This is a genomic window from Methylophilus aquaticus (assembly GCF_030769565.1).
In the GTDB taxonomy this organism is placed as follows: Bacteria; Pseudomonadota; Gammaproteobacteria; order Burkholderiales; family Methylophilaceae; genus Methylophilus; species Methylophilus aquaticus.
Genome location: NZ_JAVCAP010000013.1, coordinates 18,701 through 34,927, shown reverse-complemented (window position 1 = coordinate 34,927; position 16,227 = coordinate 18,701). Strand labels below are relative to the sequence as shown.

Sequence of the window (16,227 nt, the reverse complement as noted above, 5' to 3'; positions counted from 1 at the left end):
GGTAGCCAGGCCATGATACGACTGAATCTGATTTTGTTTGCACTGACAGTGGCCTTGGCACTCGGTGTGGTGACTGCGCAGTACAAGGCGCGAAAATTGTATTTTGAGCTGGATCAGCAGTCACAACTGACCAAGCAGTACATGACCGAGTATGACCAGTTGCAGATTGAGCAAAGCACCTGGGCAATGCATTCGAGGCTGGAAGAGTTTGCGACAGTACGGTTGCATATGCATAGTCCGACCATGCAGCAAACGCAGGTGATTTACGTGGATACGCCGGGCGCGCCCTGAGTAGGACTTTATGCTGCTCAAGGAAAGTCAACATAAGCTGGTCAAGTTACCGGCCTGGCGTCGCAGAACACTGCTGGTGTTGCTGTTGCTGAGCTTTATGTTGCTGTTGGGGCGCGGGTTTTACCTGCAGACCTTGCATAAAGAATATTTGATTAAAAAAGGTGAGGCCTTTTCCCGGCGCAAAGTGGTGCTGATGCCACATCGCGGCAAGATTTATGACCGTAACTTTAAGCCATTGGCGATCAGCTTGCCGGTGGAGTCACTGTGGATGAACCCGACAGATGTGCGTATGTCGGTGCCCCAGTTAAAGCAGGTGGCTACATTGCTGGAAATGCGGCCCAAAGAGTTGCAGCAAAAACTGCAGCAAAAGAAAAAAGAATTTGTATTTATCAAGCGGAGAGTGGCGCCCGATGTGGCAAAGCAGGTGATGGCAATGAAGATTCCCGGCGTATTCAGTCAAAAAGAATACAAACGCTTTTACCCGGCGGCGGATGTGGCCGCCCATGTGGTGGGCTTTACCGGTGTGGATGACACGGGGGTCGAGGGTATCGAACTGTTTCGCAATGGTGTGCTTTCCGGTACCACCGGCAAGCGTGATTTTGTGCGCGATCGCAAAGGCCATGTGGTGGAAGATCTGGTTGCAGTGAAATTGCCGCACGATGGACAAGATCTGGTGTTGAGCATAGACCGCACCGTACAGTACATTGTGCACCGTGAGTTGCTCAAGGCGGTGGATAAGCACCAGGCCAAGGCTGCTGCTGCAGTGGTGCTGGATGCTAAAACCGGCGAAGTGCTTGCAATGGTGAATATTCCCACCTATAACCCGAATAATCCGGTCAATATCGCTGGTAAAACCCGAAATTCGGCAATTGTGAATATTTTTGAGCCAGGGTCAACCATGAAGCCGGTCACGGCGGCGGCGGCCATGGAGTTCGGCAACTATACCCCTGAAACCAAAATCCAGACTGCGCCAGGCTATTTGCGCATAGGCACGGCGACGATTCATGATGCGCATCCGAATCAGGTGTTGACTGTGTCGCAGGTCATTCAAAAGTCTTCCAATGTGGGTTCGGCCAAGATGGCCCTCGATCTGGACCGTGAGCAGTTATGGAACACCTATTTGCAATTGGGCTTTGGTGCACAAACCAAAATTGGCTTTCCAGGTGAGGCGGCTGGCAAGGTGCGGAATTACAAAACCTGGCGGCCCATTGAGCAGGCCACCATGTCCTATGGTCATGGTATCAGCGTGACCTTGCTACAACTGGCGCGCGCTTACACCGTGTTTGCCAACGAGGGCGAATTGCTGCCTGTCACCCTGAACAAGCTCTCTGAACCGCCGGTTGGGCGCCAGGTGTTTTCGGCCAAAGTGGCGAATGCGGTTAAAGGTATGCTGGAACTGGTAGTACAGCCAGGCGGCACCGCCTTGAAAGCACAAGTCACCGGTTACCGGGTTGCAGGTAAAACCGGTACAGCGCACAAGCTCGGCCCGCAAGGCTACGAGCATGATAAATATGTCGGCTCGTTTGTCGGCATGGTACCAGCTTCCAATCCGCGTCTGATTATGGCGGTGATGATTGATGAACCCAATAACGGTGAATATTACGGTGGCACTATTGCTGCACCGGTATTCAGCGCGGTGATGAACGATGTATTGCGCATGCTGGTGATCCCGCAAGACGGCAATGCCATGCCAACAGTCAATCCGGCAGAAATGCCGGAAGTGAAGGAGGCTATGTGAGCAAATATGTGATTCCGGCGCCGGTGCATGGCATTACGACTGACAGCCGCCAGGTGGAAAAGCATGGCTTGTTCCTGGCCTATCCAGGCCAGCATAGCGATGGCCGCATGTATATCGCAGATGCGATTGCCAGAGGCGCCAACACGGTCATTTGGGACAGTGTGGATTTTGACTGGAACCCTGAGTGGACGGTTAATCAGATTGCAATTCCCAATTTGCAGCATCAGGTAGGGCATATTGCCGGCCAGTTCTACAAAAATCCGTCAGAGCAACTATGGTGCATTGGCGTGACTGGCACCAATGGTAAAACCACGGTGGCCCATTGGCTGGCACAGGCTTATCGCTTTTTACAGTGCAAATCGGCAGTGATTGGCACGTTGGGTAACGGCACACTGGATGATTTGCAGGCGACCAATAACACGACCCCTGGTCCGGTGGATCTGCATAAACTGCTGGCGCAGTTTGTGGCAGGGGATGTGAAGGTGGCTGCCATGGAGGTTTCTTCGCATGGCCTGGACCAAGGCCGCGTCAATGGTGTGGCATTTGATATCGCGGTGCTGACCAATGTCACGCGTGATCATCTTGATTACCATCTGACAATGGAAGCGTACCAGTCGGCCAAAGCGCAATTGTTTGCCTGGGAAACGCTGAAAGCCTCGGTGATTAATGCGGACGACACATTTGGCGCTGCGCTGATTGCGCAGCTGCGTGAAAAAAATCAGCGTGTGATTGCGTATGGAATGCAGCAAGGTGATGTGTTTGCAAGCGCTATTGATATGCATGCAACCGGGTTTGAGGTCACGGTGAAAACATGGCAAGGCGAGGGGAAAATGCAGGTGCATGCATTAGGCCTGTTTAATGTCTATAACGCACTGGCGGTACTGGCATGCTTGCTGGCCGACGAGGTGGCATTGCCTGCGGCTCTGCAAGCGGTTTCAGGCATGGTACCTGTAGCCGGGCGTATGCAAATGTTTGGCGGTGGCGATTTGCCGCTAGTGGTGGTCGATTATGCGCACACCCCGGATGCCCTGGAAAAAGCATTGCACACTTTGCGAACACAAACGCATGGCAAACTGACTTGTGTCTTTGGCTGTGGCGGCGACCGCGATGCAGGCAAGCGTCCGGAAATGGGTCGGATTGCCAGTCAGCTGGCCGATACGGTGGTGGTCACGAATGATAATCCGCGCAATGAAAATCCCTACGTCATTATTGCCACTGTCACTGAAGGCATCGTTGGTGGCTACGTGGTTGAAACGGATAGAGCCAAAGCGATTGCGCTGGCGATTACGCAGGCGGATAAAGGTGACGTAGTACTGGTTGCAGGGAAAGGCCACGAGGACTATCAGGAAGTACAAGGCGTGCGTTACCCATTCAGTGACGCAGAGTGGGTACTGAGTGCGCTGAAGAAAGCCAGTCAATCATGAGGATGCAGCTGCATGAAATCGCACTGGTATTGCATGGTAAGTTGCAAGGCAATGCAGAGGTGGTGGTGACTTCGGTGGATACCGATAGCCGCCGTGTGCAGCCAGGACAATTGTTCGTGGCATTACCAGGCGAAAAATTTGATGGGCATGATTTCTTGTCGCAAGTGGCTGCCCAAGGGGCTGTTGCCGCCTTGGTGTCCCGCCCGGTTGTCACGGACCTTGCTAGCGTACAAGTGGCAGATACACGCTTGGCAATGGGGCAGCTGGCAGCCTACTGGCGGCAAAAAATGGCGACACCGATGATTGCTGTGACTGGCAGCAATGGTAAAACCACAACCAAAGAAATGATTGCTGCCATCATGCAAGTGCACGTCGGCGGCATGGAGCACGTGCTCGCGACGGCTGGAAATTTTAATAATGACATTGGCATGCCGCTGACCTTGCTGCGTTTGCAACCAGAGCACCGTTGTGCAGTGATTGAAATGGGCATGAACCACTTGGGCGAAATTGACTATCTGACCCGCTTGGCCGTCCCAGATGTGGCAGTGATTAACAACGCCGGTACTGCGCATATAGGCGAACTGGGTTCACGTGAAAATATTGCCAAGGCTAAAGGCGAAATCTTTGCCGGATTGCCAGCCAGCGGCGTGGCGGTGATTAATGCTGATAGTCCGTTTGTTGAGTATTGGCGTTCCTTAAATGGCGAACGGCACGTGCTGACCTTCGGTGTCGAACATGGTGCAGATGTCAGAGGTGAAGTGACAGAACTTGCCGGGCAGGTAGTGTTAGCGATTCATTATCAGGGGCAGACCGTCAATGTAAGGTTATTGGTTCCAGGTGTGCACAATGGTATGAATGCACTCGCCGCAGCTGCGAGTAGTTTGGCAGCGGGTGCCAGCTTGCAAGAAGTCGCACTGGGGCTGACACAGTTTTCTGGGGTTAAAGGCCGATTGCAAGTTAAAACTGCCAGCAATGGGGCAACGCTGATTGATGACACTTACAACGCTAATCCTGACTCCATGAAAGCTGCGCTGGATGTGTTACATGGTTACCCATCGTCTGTCTGGTTTGTGATGGGAGACATGGGCGAGCTGGGGCCAGAGGCTGAGGCCATGCACGCCATGGTAGGTGAGTACGCTCGCGCACAAGGCGTCCGGCACTTGTATGGTTTTGGAAAACTTACCCGCAGTGCAGTGCAGGCATTCGGTGCAGGTGCTCAACACTTTGAAGAGCTGGATGCGTTGGTGGCGGCATTGCAAACAACGCTACCAGTCAATGCAGTCGTGCTGGTTAAGGGTTCACGCTTTATGCAAATGGAACGTGTGGTCAATCGATTGGTAGCCGCATAAGCGGCTGTTGAAGTTTGTCGCGCAAGCGACTTTGAAAAGATAAACGCACAAGCAACTTGGGAAAATAGGAAAAGCAAAATGTTACTTGAACTTGCTCAATGGTTGGCGATGGATATACGTGGATTTCATGTATTTGATTACATCACTTTACGTGCTGTGCTGGCAACGCTCACCGCGCTGACGATTTCCTTTATGGTGGGGCCCGCTATGATACGTAAGCTGACCGAGTACAAAGTCGGCCAGGCAGTGCGTGATGATGGCCCGCAAACACATTTGGTCAAAGCAGGCACCCCGACGATGGGCGGGGCCCTGATTCTGGTAGCCATCGCCATTTCGACCTTGCTGTGGGGCAATCTGCATAACCGCTTTATCTGGGTCGTGCTGATGACAACATTGGGTTTTGGCGCCGTCGGCTGGGTCGATGACTATCGCAAGGTCGTCTACAAAAATCCAAAAGGCTTGTCTGCCAAGGAGAAATACTTCTGGCAGAGCCTAATTGGTTTTGGTGTGGCCGGCTTCTTGTACGCGACTTCCACAACCCCGGTTGAAACAACGCTGATTGTGCCGTTTTTCAAACACCTTGCTTTTCCGCTGGGCGCGGCCGGTTTTATTGTACTGACCTATCTGGTGGTGGTAGGCAGCAGTAATGCTGTCAACCTGACCGATGGCCTGGATGGTTTGGCGATTCTGCCTACCGTGATGGTCGGCAGTGCGCTGGCAGTATTTTCCTATGTGGCTGGTCATGCTGTGTTTTCCAAGTATCTTGGCATTCCTTACGTCGCGGGTGCCAGTGAACTGATGGTGTTTTGTGCCGCCATGGCCGGTGCTGGCCTCGGCTTTTTGTGGTTTAACGCTTATCCGGCGGAAGTGTTTATGGGCGATGTGGGCGCGCTGGCATTAGGGGCTGCATTGGGTGTCGTGGCCGTGATTGTGCGTCAGGAAATCGCGTTGTTCATCATGGGCGGCGTGTTTGTGATCGAGACTTTCTCTGTGGCCGCACAGGTGTTGTATTTCAAATACACCAAAAAAATGACCGGCACCGGCAAACGCATTTTCCTGATGGCGCCTTTGCACCATCACTACGAACAAAAAGGCTGGAAAGAAACGCAGGTGGTGGTGCGATTCTGGATCATCACCATGATGCTGGTACTGGTGGGATTATCTACCCTGAAGTTGAGGTAAGCGGCGTATGAATCGCATCATGGTTGCGTTGGGGGAGGGACACATGCGCATGGGTCTTCGCGCATGTTATGCCGACACCAAACGCAAACAAGCGATTCTGGATCATCACCATGATGCTGGTACTGGTGGGATTATCCACCCTGCAGTTGAGATAAGAAACAAGTAAAGGCACACAGGCAACAATATGAAAAAGCACTTTGAACAACAACGTATTGCAGTACTGGGGTTGGGTGACACCGGCTTTTCTGCCATGCGCTGGTTGCGGAGCCAGGGTGCAGAAGTTGTGATGTTCGATTCCAGGTTACATCCGGCGGGCATGGATAAACTACACGAATATGACGTTGATATGGAATGTCATACAGGGCCTTTTGATGCCGAATTGCTTTGTGCGGTGGATATGATCGTCATTAGTCCCGGTGTGCCATTGCAGGAGCCAGCTGTGCAACAGGCTATTGCACGTGGTGTGAGTGTTGTAGGCGATGTTGAGTTGTTTGCGCAATATCGTGCCCCGTATGCCAAATTGATCGCAATTACTGGCTCTAATGGCAAAACCACAGTGACTAGCCTGGTGGGGGAAATCTGCAAGCAGGCGGGCTTGAACACTATCGTAGCAGGCAATATCGGGCTGCCGGTGTTAGATACACTGCAAATGACTGCACCGGATGTGTATGTGCTTGAATTGTCCAGTTTTCAACTGGAAACCACACACAGCCTGCAGTCGGATGCTGCAACTGTCCTGAATTTGTCTGAAGACCATCTGGATCGTTATCGGAACATGCAGGATTATGCCCGTGCCAAGGCCCGTATTTACAAACAGACAAGAATCGCTGTGGTAAATCGTGATGATCCTGACAGTGCAGCCTTGGCCGCGCAACTGCCGCAGATATCATTTGGCGCAAATCCAGCACCGACCATCAATGATTATGGTTTGGATGAGGCTGGCTGGTTATGCGCAGGACGCAGGCAATATATAGACGGCGACACTTTACATATCCGCGGCAAGCACAATATTGCCAACACCCTGGCTGCCATCGCTTTGTGTCAGGCCATCGGTGTGGACAAGGTGTCCATCTTGCATACTGTGCAGTCCTTCAAGGGCTTGCCACACCGCGTGGAATGGGTGGCCTGTATCGATGGCATTGATTTCTATGATGACTCCAAAGGCACCAATGTCGGGGCAACCTGCGCTGCCATACAAGGGATGCTTAAACAGGGAAAACCACAAAAAGTGGTGCTGATTGCAGGCGGTGACGGCAAAGGACAGGATTTTGCACCGCTGCGTACCGCGATTTTGCAAAATGCGAGAGCCGTGGTGCTGATTGGTCGTGATGGCCCGAAAATTCAGCACATTTTGCAAGATTGCCAATTGCCGGTTGTCGATGCGGTGGATCTGACTGCCGCCGTGAGCGTCGCTAAAACCCTTGCCGAACCGGGTGATGCTGTGTTGTTGTCTCCGGCTTGTGCCAGTTTTGACATGTTCAGAAATTATGAGCATCGCGCACAGGTATTTGTGGAAGCCGTCAAGGCATTGGAGGCCGCATGCTTGGTCCTCTAATGATGACGCGTGAGCGTTACAACTCGCCGAGTTACGACATCTCGCTGATCTGGGTGGTATTGAGTCTGCTCGCTTTCGGCATGGTCATGGTGTATTCGGCATCGATTGCCTATGCAGATGCCAGCAAGATGTTTGGACATAACAGCACCTATTTCCTGATGCGTCAGGCCCTGTATATCGTCGTTGGCCTGGTGGCTGCGACCATCGTATTTCAGGTGCCGATGGCCTGGTGGCAAAAAATGTCTCCTTACTTGTTTATTGGCGGCATTGTCTTGCTGATTCTGGTGCTGATCCCTGGTATCGGCAAGGTGGTAAACGGCAGTCGTCGCTGGATTTCACTGCTGGTGATGAACCTGCAACCCTCAGAGCTCATGAAGCTGTTTATTGCCATGTACGCTTCAGATTATGCGGTGCGAAAAGCCACGAATATGCATAGTTTTACCAAGGGTTTTTTACCGATGCTAGGCGTGATGGTGTTTGTCGGCGTGTTGCTGTTGCGTGAACCAGACTTTGGCGCCTTTGCCGTGACAGCTTCTATCGCTTTTTCCATTATGTGGCTGGGTGGCGTGCACATCAAAATATTCCTGGGCATGCTGGCCGCTCTTCCATTGGCAGTGGTTGGCCTGGTGGTGATGGAGCCCTATCGCCTTGAGCGCATGAAAGGCTTCCTGAATCCGTTTGATGATCCATTTGATACCGGTTACCAACTGTCACACGCATTGATTGCCTTCGGTCGGGGTGAGTTCTGGGGGGTGGGCCTGGGCGGCAGCGTAGAAAAATTACTGTATTTGCCAGAGGCCCATACTGACTTTTTACTGGCGGTGGTGGCTGAAGAGCTAGGGTTTGTCGGTGTGCTGGTGGTTGTGCTGCTGTTTGCCTGGCTGGTGATCCGCGCATTCAGCATCGCCAAAGAAGCTGTGGCCAACGAGCGCTATTATGGCGCTCTGCTGGCGCAAGGCATCGGGGTATGGATGGGCGTGCAGGGCTTTATCAATATGGGCGTGAACATGGGCCTGTTGCCGACAAAAGGCCTGACATTGCCATTGCTGTCTTACGGTGGCAGCGGCATCCTTGCCAATTGTATTGCGTTGTCGGTGTTGCTGCGGATTGACTTTGAAAACAGGCGCTTGCAGAAAGGCTTGAACTCATGAGTCGGCCAAGCACATTAATGGTGATGGCCGGTGGCACTGGCGGGCATGTCTATCCAGCCATGGCAGTGGCCGATGCGCTGCATGCACAAGGCTGGCGTATTGTGTGGCTAGCGACTGAAGGGGGCATGGAAAACCGCCTGATTGCCAACAAGCCCTATGAGAAAGCCATGATGACCATGCAGGGTGTGCGTGGCAAAGGCCTGCTAGGCTGGCTGACTTTGCCATTGAAACTGCTGCGTGCCTTTACCCAGGCGCGCCATGCAATCAAGCAACATCAGCCTGATGTCGTGCTCGGTATGGGCGGATTTGCAGCGTTCCCAGGCGGGGTGATGGCCAAGTTTGCGGGTGTACCGCTGGTGATTCACGAGCAGAATTCGATTGCCGGCTTGACCAATAAAGTACTGGCCAACATAGCCAATCGTGTCTTGACCGGCTTCCCGAATGCGTTAGGTGCACAGGGCGAAATGGTGGGTAATCCTGTGCGTGAAGAGATTACCTTATTGCCCACACCGGATCAGCGCTTTGCTGAACATCATGGCGTATTGCGCGTGCTGGTGGTGGGCGGCAGTCTGGGCGCGGTCGCCTTGAATACCCTGTTACCCAAAGCTTTTGCCCAACTGCCACTGAGTGCGCGTCCGCAAATTATTCACCAGGCGGGTGAAAAGCAATATGAAGTGTTGAAAACAGCCTATGCCGATGCCGGCGTGGCCGCCGATTGTCGCGCCTTTATTCACGATATGGCAGAGGTCTATACCTGGGCGGATCTGGTGATTTGTCGCGCAGGCGCACTGACGGTGGCCGAACTGGCGAATGTTGGCGCGGCCAGCATTCTGGTGCCGTTCCCGTTTGCTGTGGATGACCACCAGACAACCAATGCGGCGTATTTACAGCAGGCGGGCGCAGCAGTGCTGGTACAGCAACGTGACCTTGAGGTGAAGGCGTTTGCGCAGATGCTGCAGTCGCTGACCCGCGCCACCTGTCATGACATGGCGAATAAAGCCCGCACGCTGGCCCGTCCGCAAGCCACACAGCAAGTGGCAGATATCTGCCGGCAGTTGGCAATCAAAGAAAGTACAGCATGAAACATAAGGTCAAGAATATTCACTTTATCGGCATTGGCGGCTCAGGCATGAGTGGCATCGCCGAAGTGCTGCTGAATCTCGGTTTTGAGGTCAGCGGTTCTGACCTGGCCAGCAATGCGACCACCCAGCGTTTGCAGGGTTTTGGTGCAACGGTCTATCAGGGCCATGCCAGCGAACATCTGCGGGCTGCCGATGTTGTGGTGGTGTCCAGTGCGATTAACGAAGCTAACCCTGAAATTATCGAAGCACGTGCGCGCAAGGTGCCGGTGATTCCGCGTGCAGTGATGCTGGCTGAGCTGATGCGTTTTAAACAGGGGATTGCCATCGCGGGCACCCATGGCAAAACCACCACGACCAGCCTGATTGCCAGCATCCTGGCAGAAGCTGACATGGATCCAACCTTTGTGATTGGGGGCAAGCTGGAAGCCGCCAGTGCGAATGCGCGCTTGGGCACTGGCGAATGGATTGTGGTGGAAGCTGATGAGTCAGATGCATCGTTTCTGCACCTGACCCCGGTACTGGCCGTCGTGACCAATATCGATCAGGACCACATGGATACCTACGAGCACAGTTTCGACAAGTTAAAAACAGCGTTTGTCGAGTTTTTGCAGCAGATTCCGTTTTGGGGCATGGCGGTCATGTGTATCGACGATGCCAATGTGCGTGAAATTCTGCCGCGCGTGACGCGTCCGGTCACCACCTATGGCACCCATGCGGACGCCAGCATCCGTGCAGAAAATATTGTGGCTGATGGCGGCAAAATGCATTTCACCCTGGTGCGTAAAAATGGGGTGACCTTGCGTAATGCAGTGACCTTGAATCTGCCAGGCCATCACTATGTGCTGAATGCACTGGCGGCGATTGCGATTGCCACCGAACTCAACGTGCCGGATGCCGCCATTCTCAAAGCGCTGGCAGAGTTCCGCGGCGTAGGGCGTCGCTTTGAACGCTATGGCGAAGTCGCAACCCAGGGCGGGCATTTTACGCTGATTGATGATTACGGACACCACCCGGTAGAAATGCAGGCGGTGATTGCAGCGGCGCGCGGCGCATTTCCCGGGCGTCGTCTGGTGCTGGCTTTCCAGCCGCATCGTTACACGCGGACCCGCGATTGCTTTGAAGACTTTGTCAACGTGCTCTCAACAGTCGATGCCCTGCTGCTCACCGAAGTCTATGCAGCAGGTGAAGCGCCGCTCGTTGCTGCCGATACGCGCAGCCTGATTCGTGCCATTCGCGTCAATGGCAAAGTCGAGCCACGGTTTGTGGAAACCACAGATGCGTTGCCGCAGGCCATTCTCGAGAGTGTGCAGCCGAATGATGTGGTGGTGGTGATGGGCGCAGGCAGCATTGGACATGTGGCGGCTAAAACACGGGAGCAGGCCGCGCCATGAAAAAGCAGTCAAAACAGGTGTTGCTGAACGAGCCGCTGGCACGCTATACCAGCTGGCGTGTAGGCGGTCAGGCGGATCGCCTGGTGCTGGCTGACAGTGTAGAAAGTTTGCAGCAGTGCCTGCAACAGCTGCCAGCGGATGAGCCGATTACTTTTATCGGTCTGGGCAGCAATTTGCTGGTGCGAGATGGTGGCGTGCGTGGCACGGTCGTCGTGATGCATCAGGCCTTGCAGCAACTGGAAATGCAAGGTGAACGTATTTATGCCGAGGCTGGTGTGACCTGCGCCAAACTGGCCCGTTTTTCTGCCAGCCATGACCGTGAGGGGGCCGAATTTATGGCCGGTATTCCCGGTACGGTAGGCGGTGCACTGGCCATGAATGCAGGATGTTATGGCGGCGAAACCTGGCAGTGGGTCGATCAGGTGAAAACCATCCATCGCACCGGCACGATACAGATACGTAACAAGATAGAGTACGAGCCTGCATATCGTCATGTGACCCATCCGGTGGAAGATGAGTGGTTTCTGGGTGGTTGGTTTCAGGTGCCGTCAGGCGACGGCAAGCAGGCTGCCGAAAATATTAAAACGCTGCTTTCCAAACGTTTGGCCAGCCAGCCACTGAATATGCCCAGCGCAGGATCAACCTTCCGTAATCCGGAGGGCGATTTTGCTGCAAGGCTGATAGAAGTGAGCGGTCTCAAAGGGTACAGCATAGGGGGCGCGCAGGTATCAGAAAAGCATGCCAACTTTATTGTGAATACCGGGCATGCCTCCGCGGCAGAAATTGAGGCCCTGATCGAACATATTAAAACCACTGTCAAGCAGCAGCAAGGTGTGACGCTGGTACAAGAAGTCAAAGTCATTGGTGAGAGATAGTTAAGTATGCAAGCAACACAGACACAATTTGGCAAGGTCGCCGTGTTATTCGGCGGACGCTCTGGTGAACGCGAAGTCTCGCTGAAAAGTGGCTCGGCGGTATTGGCTGCCTTGCTGCGGCAAGGCGTAGATGCGCATGCCTTTGACCCGGCAGACCGTGATTTATCAGAACTGGCGCAGTTTGACCGTGCAGTGATTGCCTTGCATGGACGCTATGGCGAAGACGGCACCATCCAGGGTGTACTCGAACTCATGGGCATTCCCTACACCGGTAGCGGCGTGATGGCCTCGGCGATAGGCATGGATAAATGGCGCACCAAATTGCTATGGACTGCTGCCGGGGTGGTGACCCCTAATTTTGTATTGATGGATGACCAGACATCTGCTGAGGATGTAGTCGCTGCATTAGGTCTGCCACTGTTTGTGAAACCTGCCAATGAGGGCTCCAGCATTGGGGTAAGCAAGGTTAAAACGCAGGCCGCACTGGCGGCGGCTTATGCACTGGCCAAGCAGTCAGACCCGCTGGTGATCGCAGAACAGTTTGTCGGTGGAGGCGAATATACAGTGGGCATTTTGGGTGAAACCGCATTGCCGGTGGTGCGCATTGTGCCTAAAAACGAATATTACGATTACGAGGCAAAATACCTGCGCGATGACACCGAATATCGCTGCCCGAGTGGCTTGTCTGCCGCGCAGGAAAAACAGATTCAGGCCGAAGCGCTGCAGGCATTCAAGGTGGTGGGGTGTCACGGCTGGGGACGCGTGGACTTTTTGATGGATGAAGCGGGCAAGCATTACTTTCTGGAAGTGAACACCAGTCCGGGCATGACAGACCATAGCCTGGTGCCGATGGCCGCCAAGGCCGCCGGGCTGGATTTTGATGCGCTGGTTATACGCATTTTGCAACAAACCTTACCGGTGCAAGGCTAGGGACGGGACATAGCCATGTGGGATAGACCGACATTGCTGAACTGGATTGCCAACCTGCTGTTTTCACTGGCAGTGGTATTGCTGATGTATGCGGTCTTGTTTGTGATCCTGCATTTGCCGCTGTTTCCGGTCAAGCATGTGCAGGTGGAAGGCAATCTGGACCATGTGAATCATGAACAGATACAGCTGATTGTGAGCAAGTACTTAAAAGGCAATTTTTACACGCTGGATTTGCGGCGCACCCGCAGTGCTTTTGAAAAGCTGCCGTGGGCACGCAAGGTCAGCGTGCGGCGCCAGTGGCCAGACACGATAGTAGTACAAATTGAAGAGCATCAGGCGCTGGGGCGCTGGGGCGGGATTGCACTGGTGAATCGCCATGGCGAGCTGTTTCAGGCGGCTTCCGATGCACAGCTCCCGACGTTTTATGGTCCGGGGGATGCGATTAAAGAAGTGGCGCAAGGCTATAGCACTTTTGCGCAGTTGTTGCAGGGTACGCCAATGCAGATACAGCAACTGAGTTTGTCCTCGCGTCGGGCATGGGAAATTAAAACCAGAGATGGCAAGCAGATGATGTTGGGAAGGGAGTCGGCCAAACAGCGTTTACAGCAGTTTGTGCTGGCCTATCAGCAAAATAGTCAGATTGCGGACAGTGACTGGCATGACGCCGATTTGCGCTATCCCAATGGTTTTGCACTGCGTGGCGTTCGTATTTGACGACGACACCGGTGAACAGCGAATTCGCAAGGAAACACAATGAGCAGAGTAAGAGAAGATAAAAATTTAATCGTGGGGCTGGATATCGGCACTTCGAAAATCGTGGCGATAGCCGCCGAGATCCTGCCGGAAGGCACCTTGAAGGTGATTGGTGTTGGCCAGCATGCCTCGCGTGGCCTGAAAAAAGGCGTGGTGGTGAATATTGACTCCACCATGCAGGCCATCCAGCGCGCGATTGAAGAGGTCGAGCTGATGGCAGACTGCAAGATCAATACTGTGTATTCCGGCATCGCCGGCAGCCATATCAAAAGCCTGAATTCGCACGGCATGGTCAAGATCAAGGAAAGCGAAGTCTCGCAAATGGATATTGACCGGGTAGTGGAAACGGCGCGTGCGATTGCGCTGCCAGCCGACCAGCAGATTCTGCATATCTTGACCCAGGAATTCATTATTGATGGCCAGGAGGATGTACGTGAACCCATGGGCATGAGCGGGATCCGTCTCGAGGTGCGCGTGCATATCGTCACCGGCGCCGTAGCGGCCGCACAAAATATTGTCAAGTGCATCAAGCGCTGCGGGCTGGAAGTCAGTGATCTGATTTTGCAGCCACTGGCCTCCAGTGAGTCAGTGCTGACTGACGACGAAAAAGAGCTGGGCGTGTGCCTGGTGGATATCGGCGGCGGTACCACCGATATTGCAGTGTTCAAGAGCGGCGCTATCCGCCATACCGCGGTGATCCCGATTGCGGGTGACCAGATCACCAATGACATTGCAGTGGCCCTGCGTACGCCGACCCAGTCGGCTGAGGAAATCAAGGTGAAGCATGGCTGTGCCTTGCGGCAGCTGGCCGATCCGCGGGAAGTGGTGGAAGTGCCTGCCGTCGATGGGCGCGAGCCACGCCAGCTTTCGTGCCAGGCTTTGACCGAGGTGATTGAAGACCGCGTCGAGGAAATTTATGAGTTTGTGCAGCAAGAACTGCGCCGCAGTGGCATGGAATCCATGATCGCATCCGGCATTGTGATTACCGGCGGTGCGGCACAGATGCGCGGCATGGTCGAGTTGGGCGAAGAGATTTTTCATACCCCCGTACGCCTGGGCGTGCCGAGGGGGGTGGAAGGCTTGTCCGAAGTGGTGGGCAATCCGCGGTATGCCACCGGCATAGGCTTGTTATTGATGGCCAAGCAGCAAGTGGAAAAACAAATGGTGAATAACCTGCAGTCCGGCTCGCTGGGCCGGCTGCTGGAAAGAATGAAGAGCTGGTTTACAGGTAATTTTTAGTGTTGTGATTAAGTAGTTTAGGGCGAGTATGAGGCGCAAGCCGAGTGCTCAGAGATAAGGCAAATGGAGGCTATATGATTGAAATATTTGATAAAGACAATGACGGTGCGGTCATTAAAGTGATTGGTGTCGGTGGTTGCGGTGGAAACGCCGTTGAACACATGATGACCAAGCATGTGACTGGTGTAGAGTTTATTTGTGCCAACACGGACATGCAGGCCTTGAAAAAGAGTAATGCCAAGGTCGTCCTGCAAATTGGTGCGGATATTACCAAAGGTCTGGGCGCGGGTGCCAAACCACAAATTGGCCGCGAATCAGCCCTTGAAGACCGTGACAGCATCGCTGAAACCATTGATGGCGCAGATATGCTCTTCATTACGGCAGGCATGGGCGGCGGTACCGGTACTGGTGCGGCACCGATTATTGCCGAAGTGGCACGTGAAATGGGTATCCTGACCGTGGCGGTGGTGACCAAGCCATTTGCGTTTGAAGGCAAGCGTACCAAAGTGGCACAGGAAGGCCTGGAAGAACTTTCCCAGTATGTAGACTCTCTGATTGTCATTCCCAATGAAAAGTTGATGGAAGTACTGGGTGAAGACGTGACCGTGGTAGACGCTTACCGTGCAGCCAACGATGTGTTGCACAACGCAGTTTCCGGCATTGCCGAAATCATCAACTGCCCTGGTTTGGTCAACGTCGACTTTGCTGATGTGCGCACCGTGATGTCGGAAATGGGCATGGCAATGATGGGTTCCGCCGAAGCCAGTGGACAAGACCGTGCACGCATTGCCGCCGAACAGGCCGTCGCCAGCCCATTGTTGGAAGATGTGAATCTGGCCAATGCGCGCGGCGTACTGGTTAACATCAGCGCCAGCAGCAGCTTCAAAATGCGTGAATACTATGACGTGATGAATACCATCAAGGAATTCACCGCTGAAGATGCGACTGTTATTGTTGGTAACGTCATGGATGAAAGCATGGGCGACAATCTGCGTGTGACCATGGTCGCGACTGGTTTGAACGGTTCACTGGGCAAGCGCCAGGCCAAACCTGAGCTGAAAGTGATGACCACGCTGCGTGATGGTACAACCAACCAGCCAATTTTTAGTCAAGTGGCTGAAGAGGATGAACCGGCAGTCTTTACCAGCAATAGCCGCCGTGCGCAGGTCGAAGCCATGAAAAATTCCGGGATTGAAGAATATGATATTCCGGCGTTTTTGCGTAAACAGGCTGATTAGTGGTCGAACACTGATTGGCTTATAATAGA

At 53.6% G+C, this 16,227-nt stretch carries 15 protein-coding genes; all 15 read left to right on the top strand.

The features are described 5' to 3' along the window. Positions 1-12: 12 nt before the first annotated feature. The 15 genes from ftsL (at position 13) to ftsZ (ending at position 16,198) form a co-directional block, all read left to right on the top strand. A complete protein-coding gene (ftsL, locus tag Q9291_RS06255; protein WP_306389173.1) occupies positions 13-291 on the top strand; it encodes a cell division protein FtsL in 279 nt (92 codons plus the stop codon). A gap of 10 nt (positions 292-301) precedes the next feature. Then, positions 302-2,029: a peptidoglycan D,D-transpeptidase FtsI family protein gene (locus Q9291_RS06250; RefSeq protein WP_306389172.1), complete on the top strand. Its 1,728-nt coding sequence runs from the start codon at positions 302-304 to the stop codon at positions 2,027-2,029. Further along, positions 2,026-3,453, top strand: coding sequence for a UDP-N-acetylmuramoyl-L-alanyl-D-glutamate--2,6-diaminopimelate ligase (locus Q9291_RS06245; RefSeq protein WP_306389171.1), 1,428 nt, complete (start codon positions 2,026-2,028; stop codon positions 3,451-3,453). Before Q9291_RS06250 ends, Q9291_RS06245 begins: the two co-directional genes overlap by 4 nt. Beyond that, on the top strand, positions 3,450-4,802 hold the full coding sequence (locus tag Q9291_RS06240) for a UDP-N-acetylmuramoyl-tripeptide--D-alanyl-D-alanine ligase (RefSeq protein WP_306389170.1): 1,353 nt from the start codon (positions 3,450-3,452) through the stop codon (positions 4,800-4,802). Before Q9291_RS06245 ends, Q9291_RS06240 begins: the two co-directional genes overlap by 4 nt. Before the next feature lie 78 nt (positions 4,803-4,880). Beyond that, entirely contained in the window at positions 4,881-5,984 is a 1,104-nt protein-coding gene (gene mraY / locus Q9291_RS06235; RefSeq protein WP_306389169.1) for a phospho-N-acetylmuramoyl-pentapeptide-transferase, read from the top strand. Positions 5,985-6,027: 43 nt separating this feature from the next. Then, the gene (locus Q9291_RS06230; RefSeq protein ID WP_306389168.1) at positions 6,028-6,150 is read left to right on the top strand and encodes a hypothetical protein; all 123 of its coding nucleotides are present in this window, start codon (positions 6,028-6,030) and stop codon (positions 6,148-6,150) included. A gap of 18 nt (positions 6,151-6,168) precedes the next feature. Continuing rightward, positions 6,169-7,539, top strand: a complete 1,371-nt coding sequence (gene murD / locus Q9291_RS06225) for a UDP-N-acetylmuramoyl-L-alanine--D-glutamate ligase (protein ID WP_306389167.1) — start codon at positions 6,169-6,171, stop codon at positions 7,537-7,539. Next, a complete protein-coding gene (ftsW, locus tag Q9291_RS06220; RefSeq protein WP_306389166.1) occupies positions 7,524-8,690 on the top strand; it encodes a putative lipid II flippase FtsW in 1,167 nt (388 codons plus the stop codon). Before murD ends, ftsW begins: the two co-directional genes overlap by 16 nt. Then, the gene (gene murG, locus Q9291_RS06215) at positions 8,687-9,772 is read left to right on the top strand and encodes an undecaprenyldiphospho-muramoylpentapeptide beta-N-acetylglucosaminyltransferase (RefSeq protein WP_306389165.1); all 1,086 of its coding nucleotides are present in this window, start codon (positions 8,687-8,689) and stop codon (positions 9,770-9,772) included. Before ftsW ends, murG begins: the two co-directional genes overlap by 4 nt. Further along, a complete protein-coding gene (gene murC, locus Q9291_RS06210; protein WP_306389164.1) occupies positions 9,769-11,163 on the top strand; it encodes a UDP-N-acetylmuramate--L-alanine ligase in 1,395 nt (464 codons plus the stop codon). The genes murG and murC overlap by 4 nt, the downstream gene beginning before the upstream one ends. Then, on the top strand, positions 11,160-12,038 hold the full coding sequence (gene murB, locus Q9291_RS06205; protein ID WP_306389163.1) for a UDP-N-acetylmuramate dehydrogenase: 879 nt from the start codon (positions 11,160-11,162) through the stop codon (positions 12,036-12,038). The genes murC and murB overlap by 4 nt, the downstream gene beginning before the upstream one ends. Before the next feature lie 6 nt (positions 12,039-12,044). Further along, complete coding sequence (locus Q9291_RS06200; protein ID WP_306389162.1) at positions 12,045-12,968, top strand: D-alanine--D-alanine ligase; 924 nt, start codon at positions 12,045-12,047, stop codon at positions 12,966-12,968. 15 nt (positions 12,969-12,983) lie between these two features. Continuing rightward, entirely contained in the window at positions 12,984-13,682 is a 699-nt protein-coding gene (locus Q9291_RS06195; RefSeq protein ID WP_306389161.1) for a cell division protein FtsQ/DivIB, read from the top strand. Positions 13,683-13,721: 39 nt separating this feature from the next. Beyond that, positions 13,722-14,960, top strand: a complete 1,239-nt coding sequence (ftsA, locus tag Q9291_RS06190; protein WP_306389160.1) for a cell division protein FtsA — start codon at positions 13,722-13,724, stop codon at positions 14,958-14,960. 74 nt (positions 14,961-15,034) lie between these two features. Next, a complete protein-coding gene (gene ftsZ, locus Q9291_RS06185; RefSeq protein ID WP_306389159.1) occupies positions 15,035-16,198 on the top strand; it encodes a cell division protein FtsZ in 1,164 nt (387 codons plus the stop codon). The last annotated feature ends 29 nt before the right edge of the window (positions 16,199-16,227 follow it).

What these genes read in the sequence shown, in the direction of transcription:
- ftsW (WP_306389166.1), top strand. Translation starts at nt 7,524, where the DNA reads ATGCTTGGTCCTCTAATGATGACGCGTGAGCGTTACAACTCGCCGAGT.
- Q9291_RS06250 (WP_306389172.1), top strand. Translation starts at nt 302, where the DNA reads ATGCTGCTCAAGGAAAGTCAACATAAGCTGGTCAAGTTACCGGCCTGG.
- murG (WP_306389165.1), top strand. Translation starts at nt 8,687, where the DNA reads ATGAGTCGGCCAAGCACATTAATGGTGATGGCCGGTGGCACTGGCGGG.
- murC (WP_306389164.1), top strand. Translation starts at nt 9,769, where the DNA reads ATGAAACATAAGGTCAAGAATATTCACTTTATCGGCATTGGCGGCTCA.
- ftsZ (WP_306389159.1), top strand. Translation starts at nt 15,035, where the DNA reads ATGATTGAAATATTTGATAAAGACAATGACGGTGCGGTCATTAAAGTG.
- mraY (WP_306389169.1), top strand. Translation starts at nt 4,881, where the DNA reads ATGTTACTTGAACTTGCTCAATGGTTGGCGATGGATATACGTGGATTT.
- murB (WP_306389163.1), top strand. Translation starts at nt 11,160, where the DNA reads ATGAAAAAGCAGTCAAAACAGGTGTTGCTGAACGAGCCGCTGGCACGC.
- murD (WP_306389167.1), top strand. Translation starts at nt 6,169, where the DNA reads ATGAAAAAGCACTTTGAACAACAACGTATTGCAGTACTGGGGTTGGGT.
- Q9291_RS06240 (WP_306389170.1), top strand. Translation starts at nt 3,450, where the DNA reads ATGAGGATGCAGCTGCATGAAATCGCACTGGTATTGCATGGTAAGTTG.
- Q9291_RS06200 (WP_306389162.1), top strand. Translation starts at nt 12,045, where the DNA reads ATGCAAGCAACACAGACACAATTTGGCAAGGTCGCCGTGTTATTCGGC.
- ftsA (WP_306389160.1), top strand. Translation starts at nt 13,722, where the DNA reads ATGAGCAGAGTAAGAGAAGATAAAAATTTAATCGTGGGGCTGGATATC.
- Q9291_RS06195 (WP_306389161.1), top strand. Translation starts at nt 12,984, where the DNA reads ATGTGGGATAGACCGACATTGCTGAACTGGATTGCCAACCTGCTGTTT.
- Q9291_RS06230 (WP_306389168.1), top strand. Translation starts at nt 6,028, where the DNA reads ATGCGCATGGGTCTTCGCGCATGTTATGCCGACACCAAACGCAAACAA.
- ftsL (WP_306389173.1), top strand. Translation starts at nt 13, where the DNA reads ATGATACGACTGAATCTGATTTTGTTTGCACTGACAGTGGCCTTGGCA.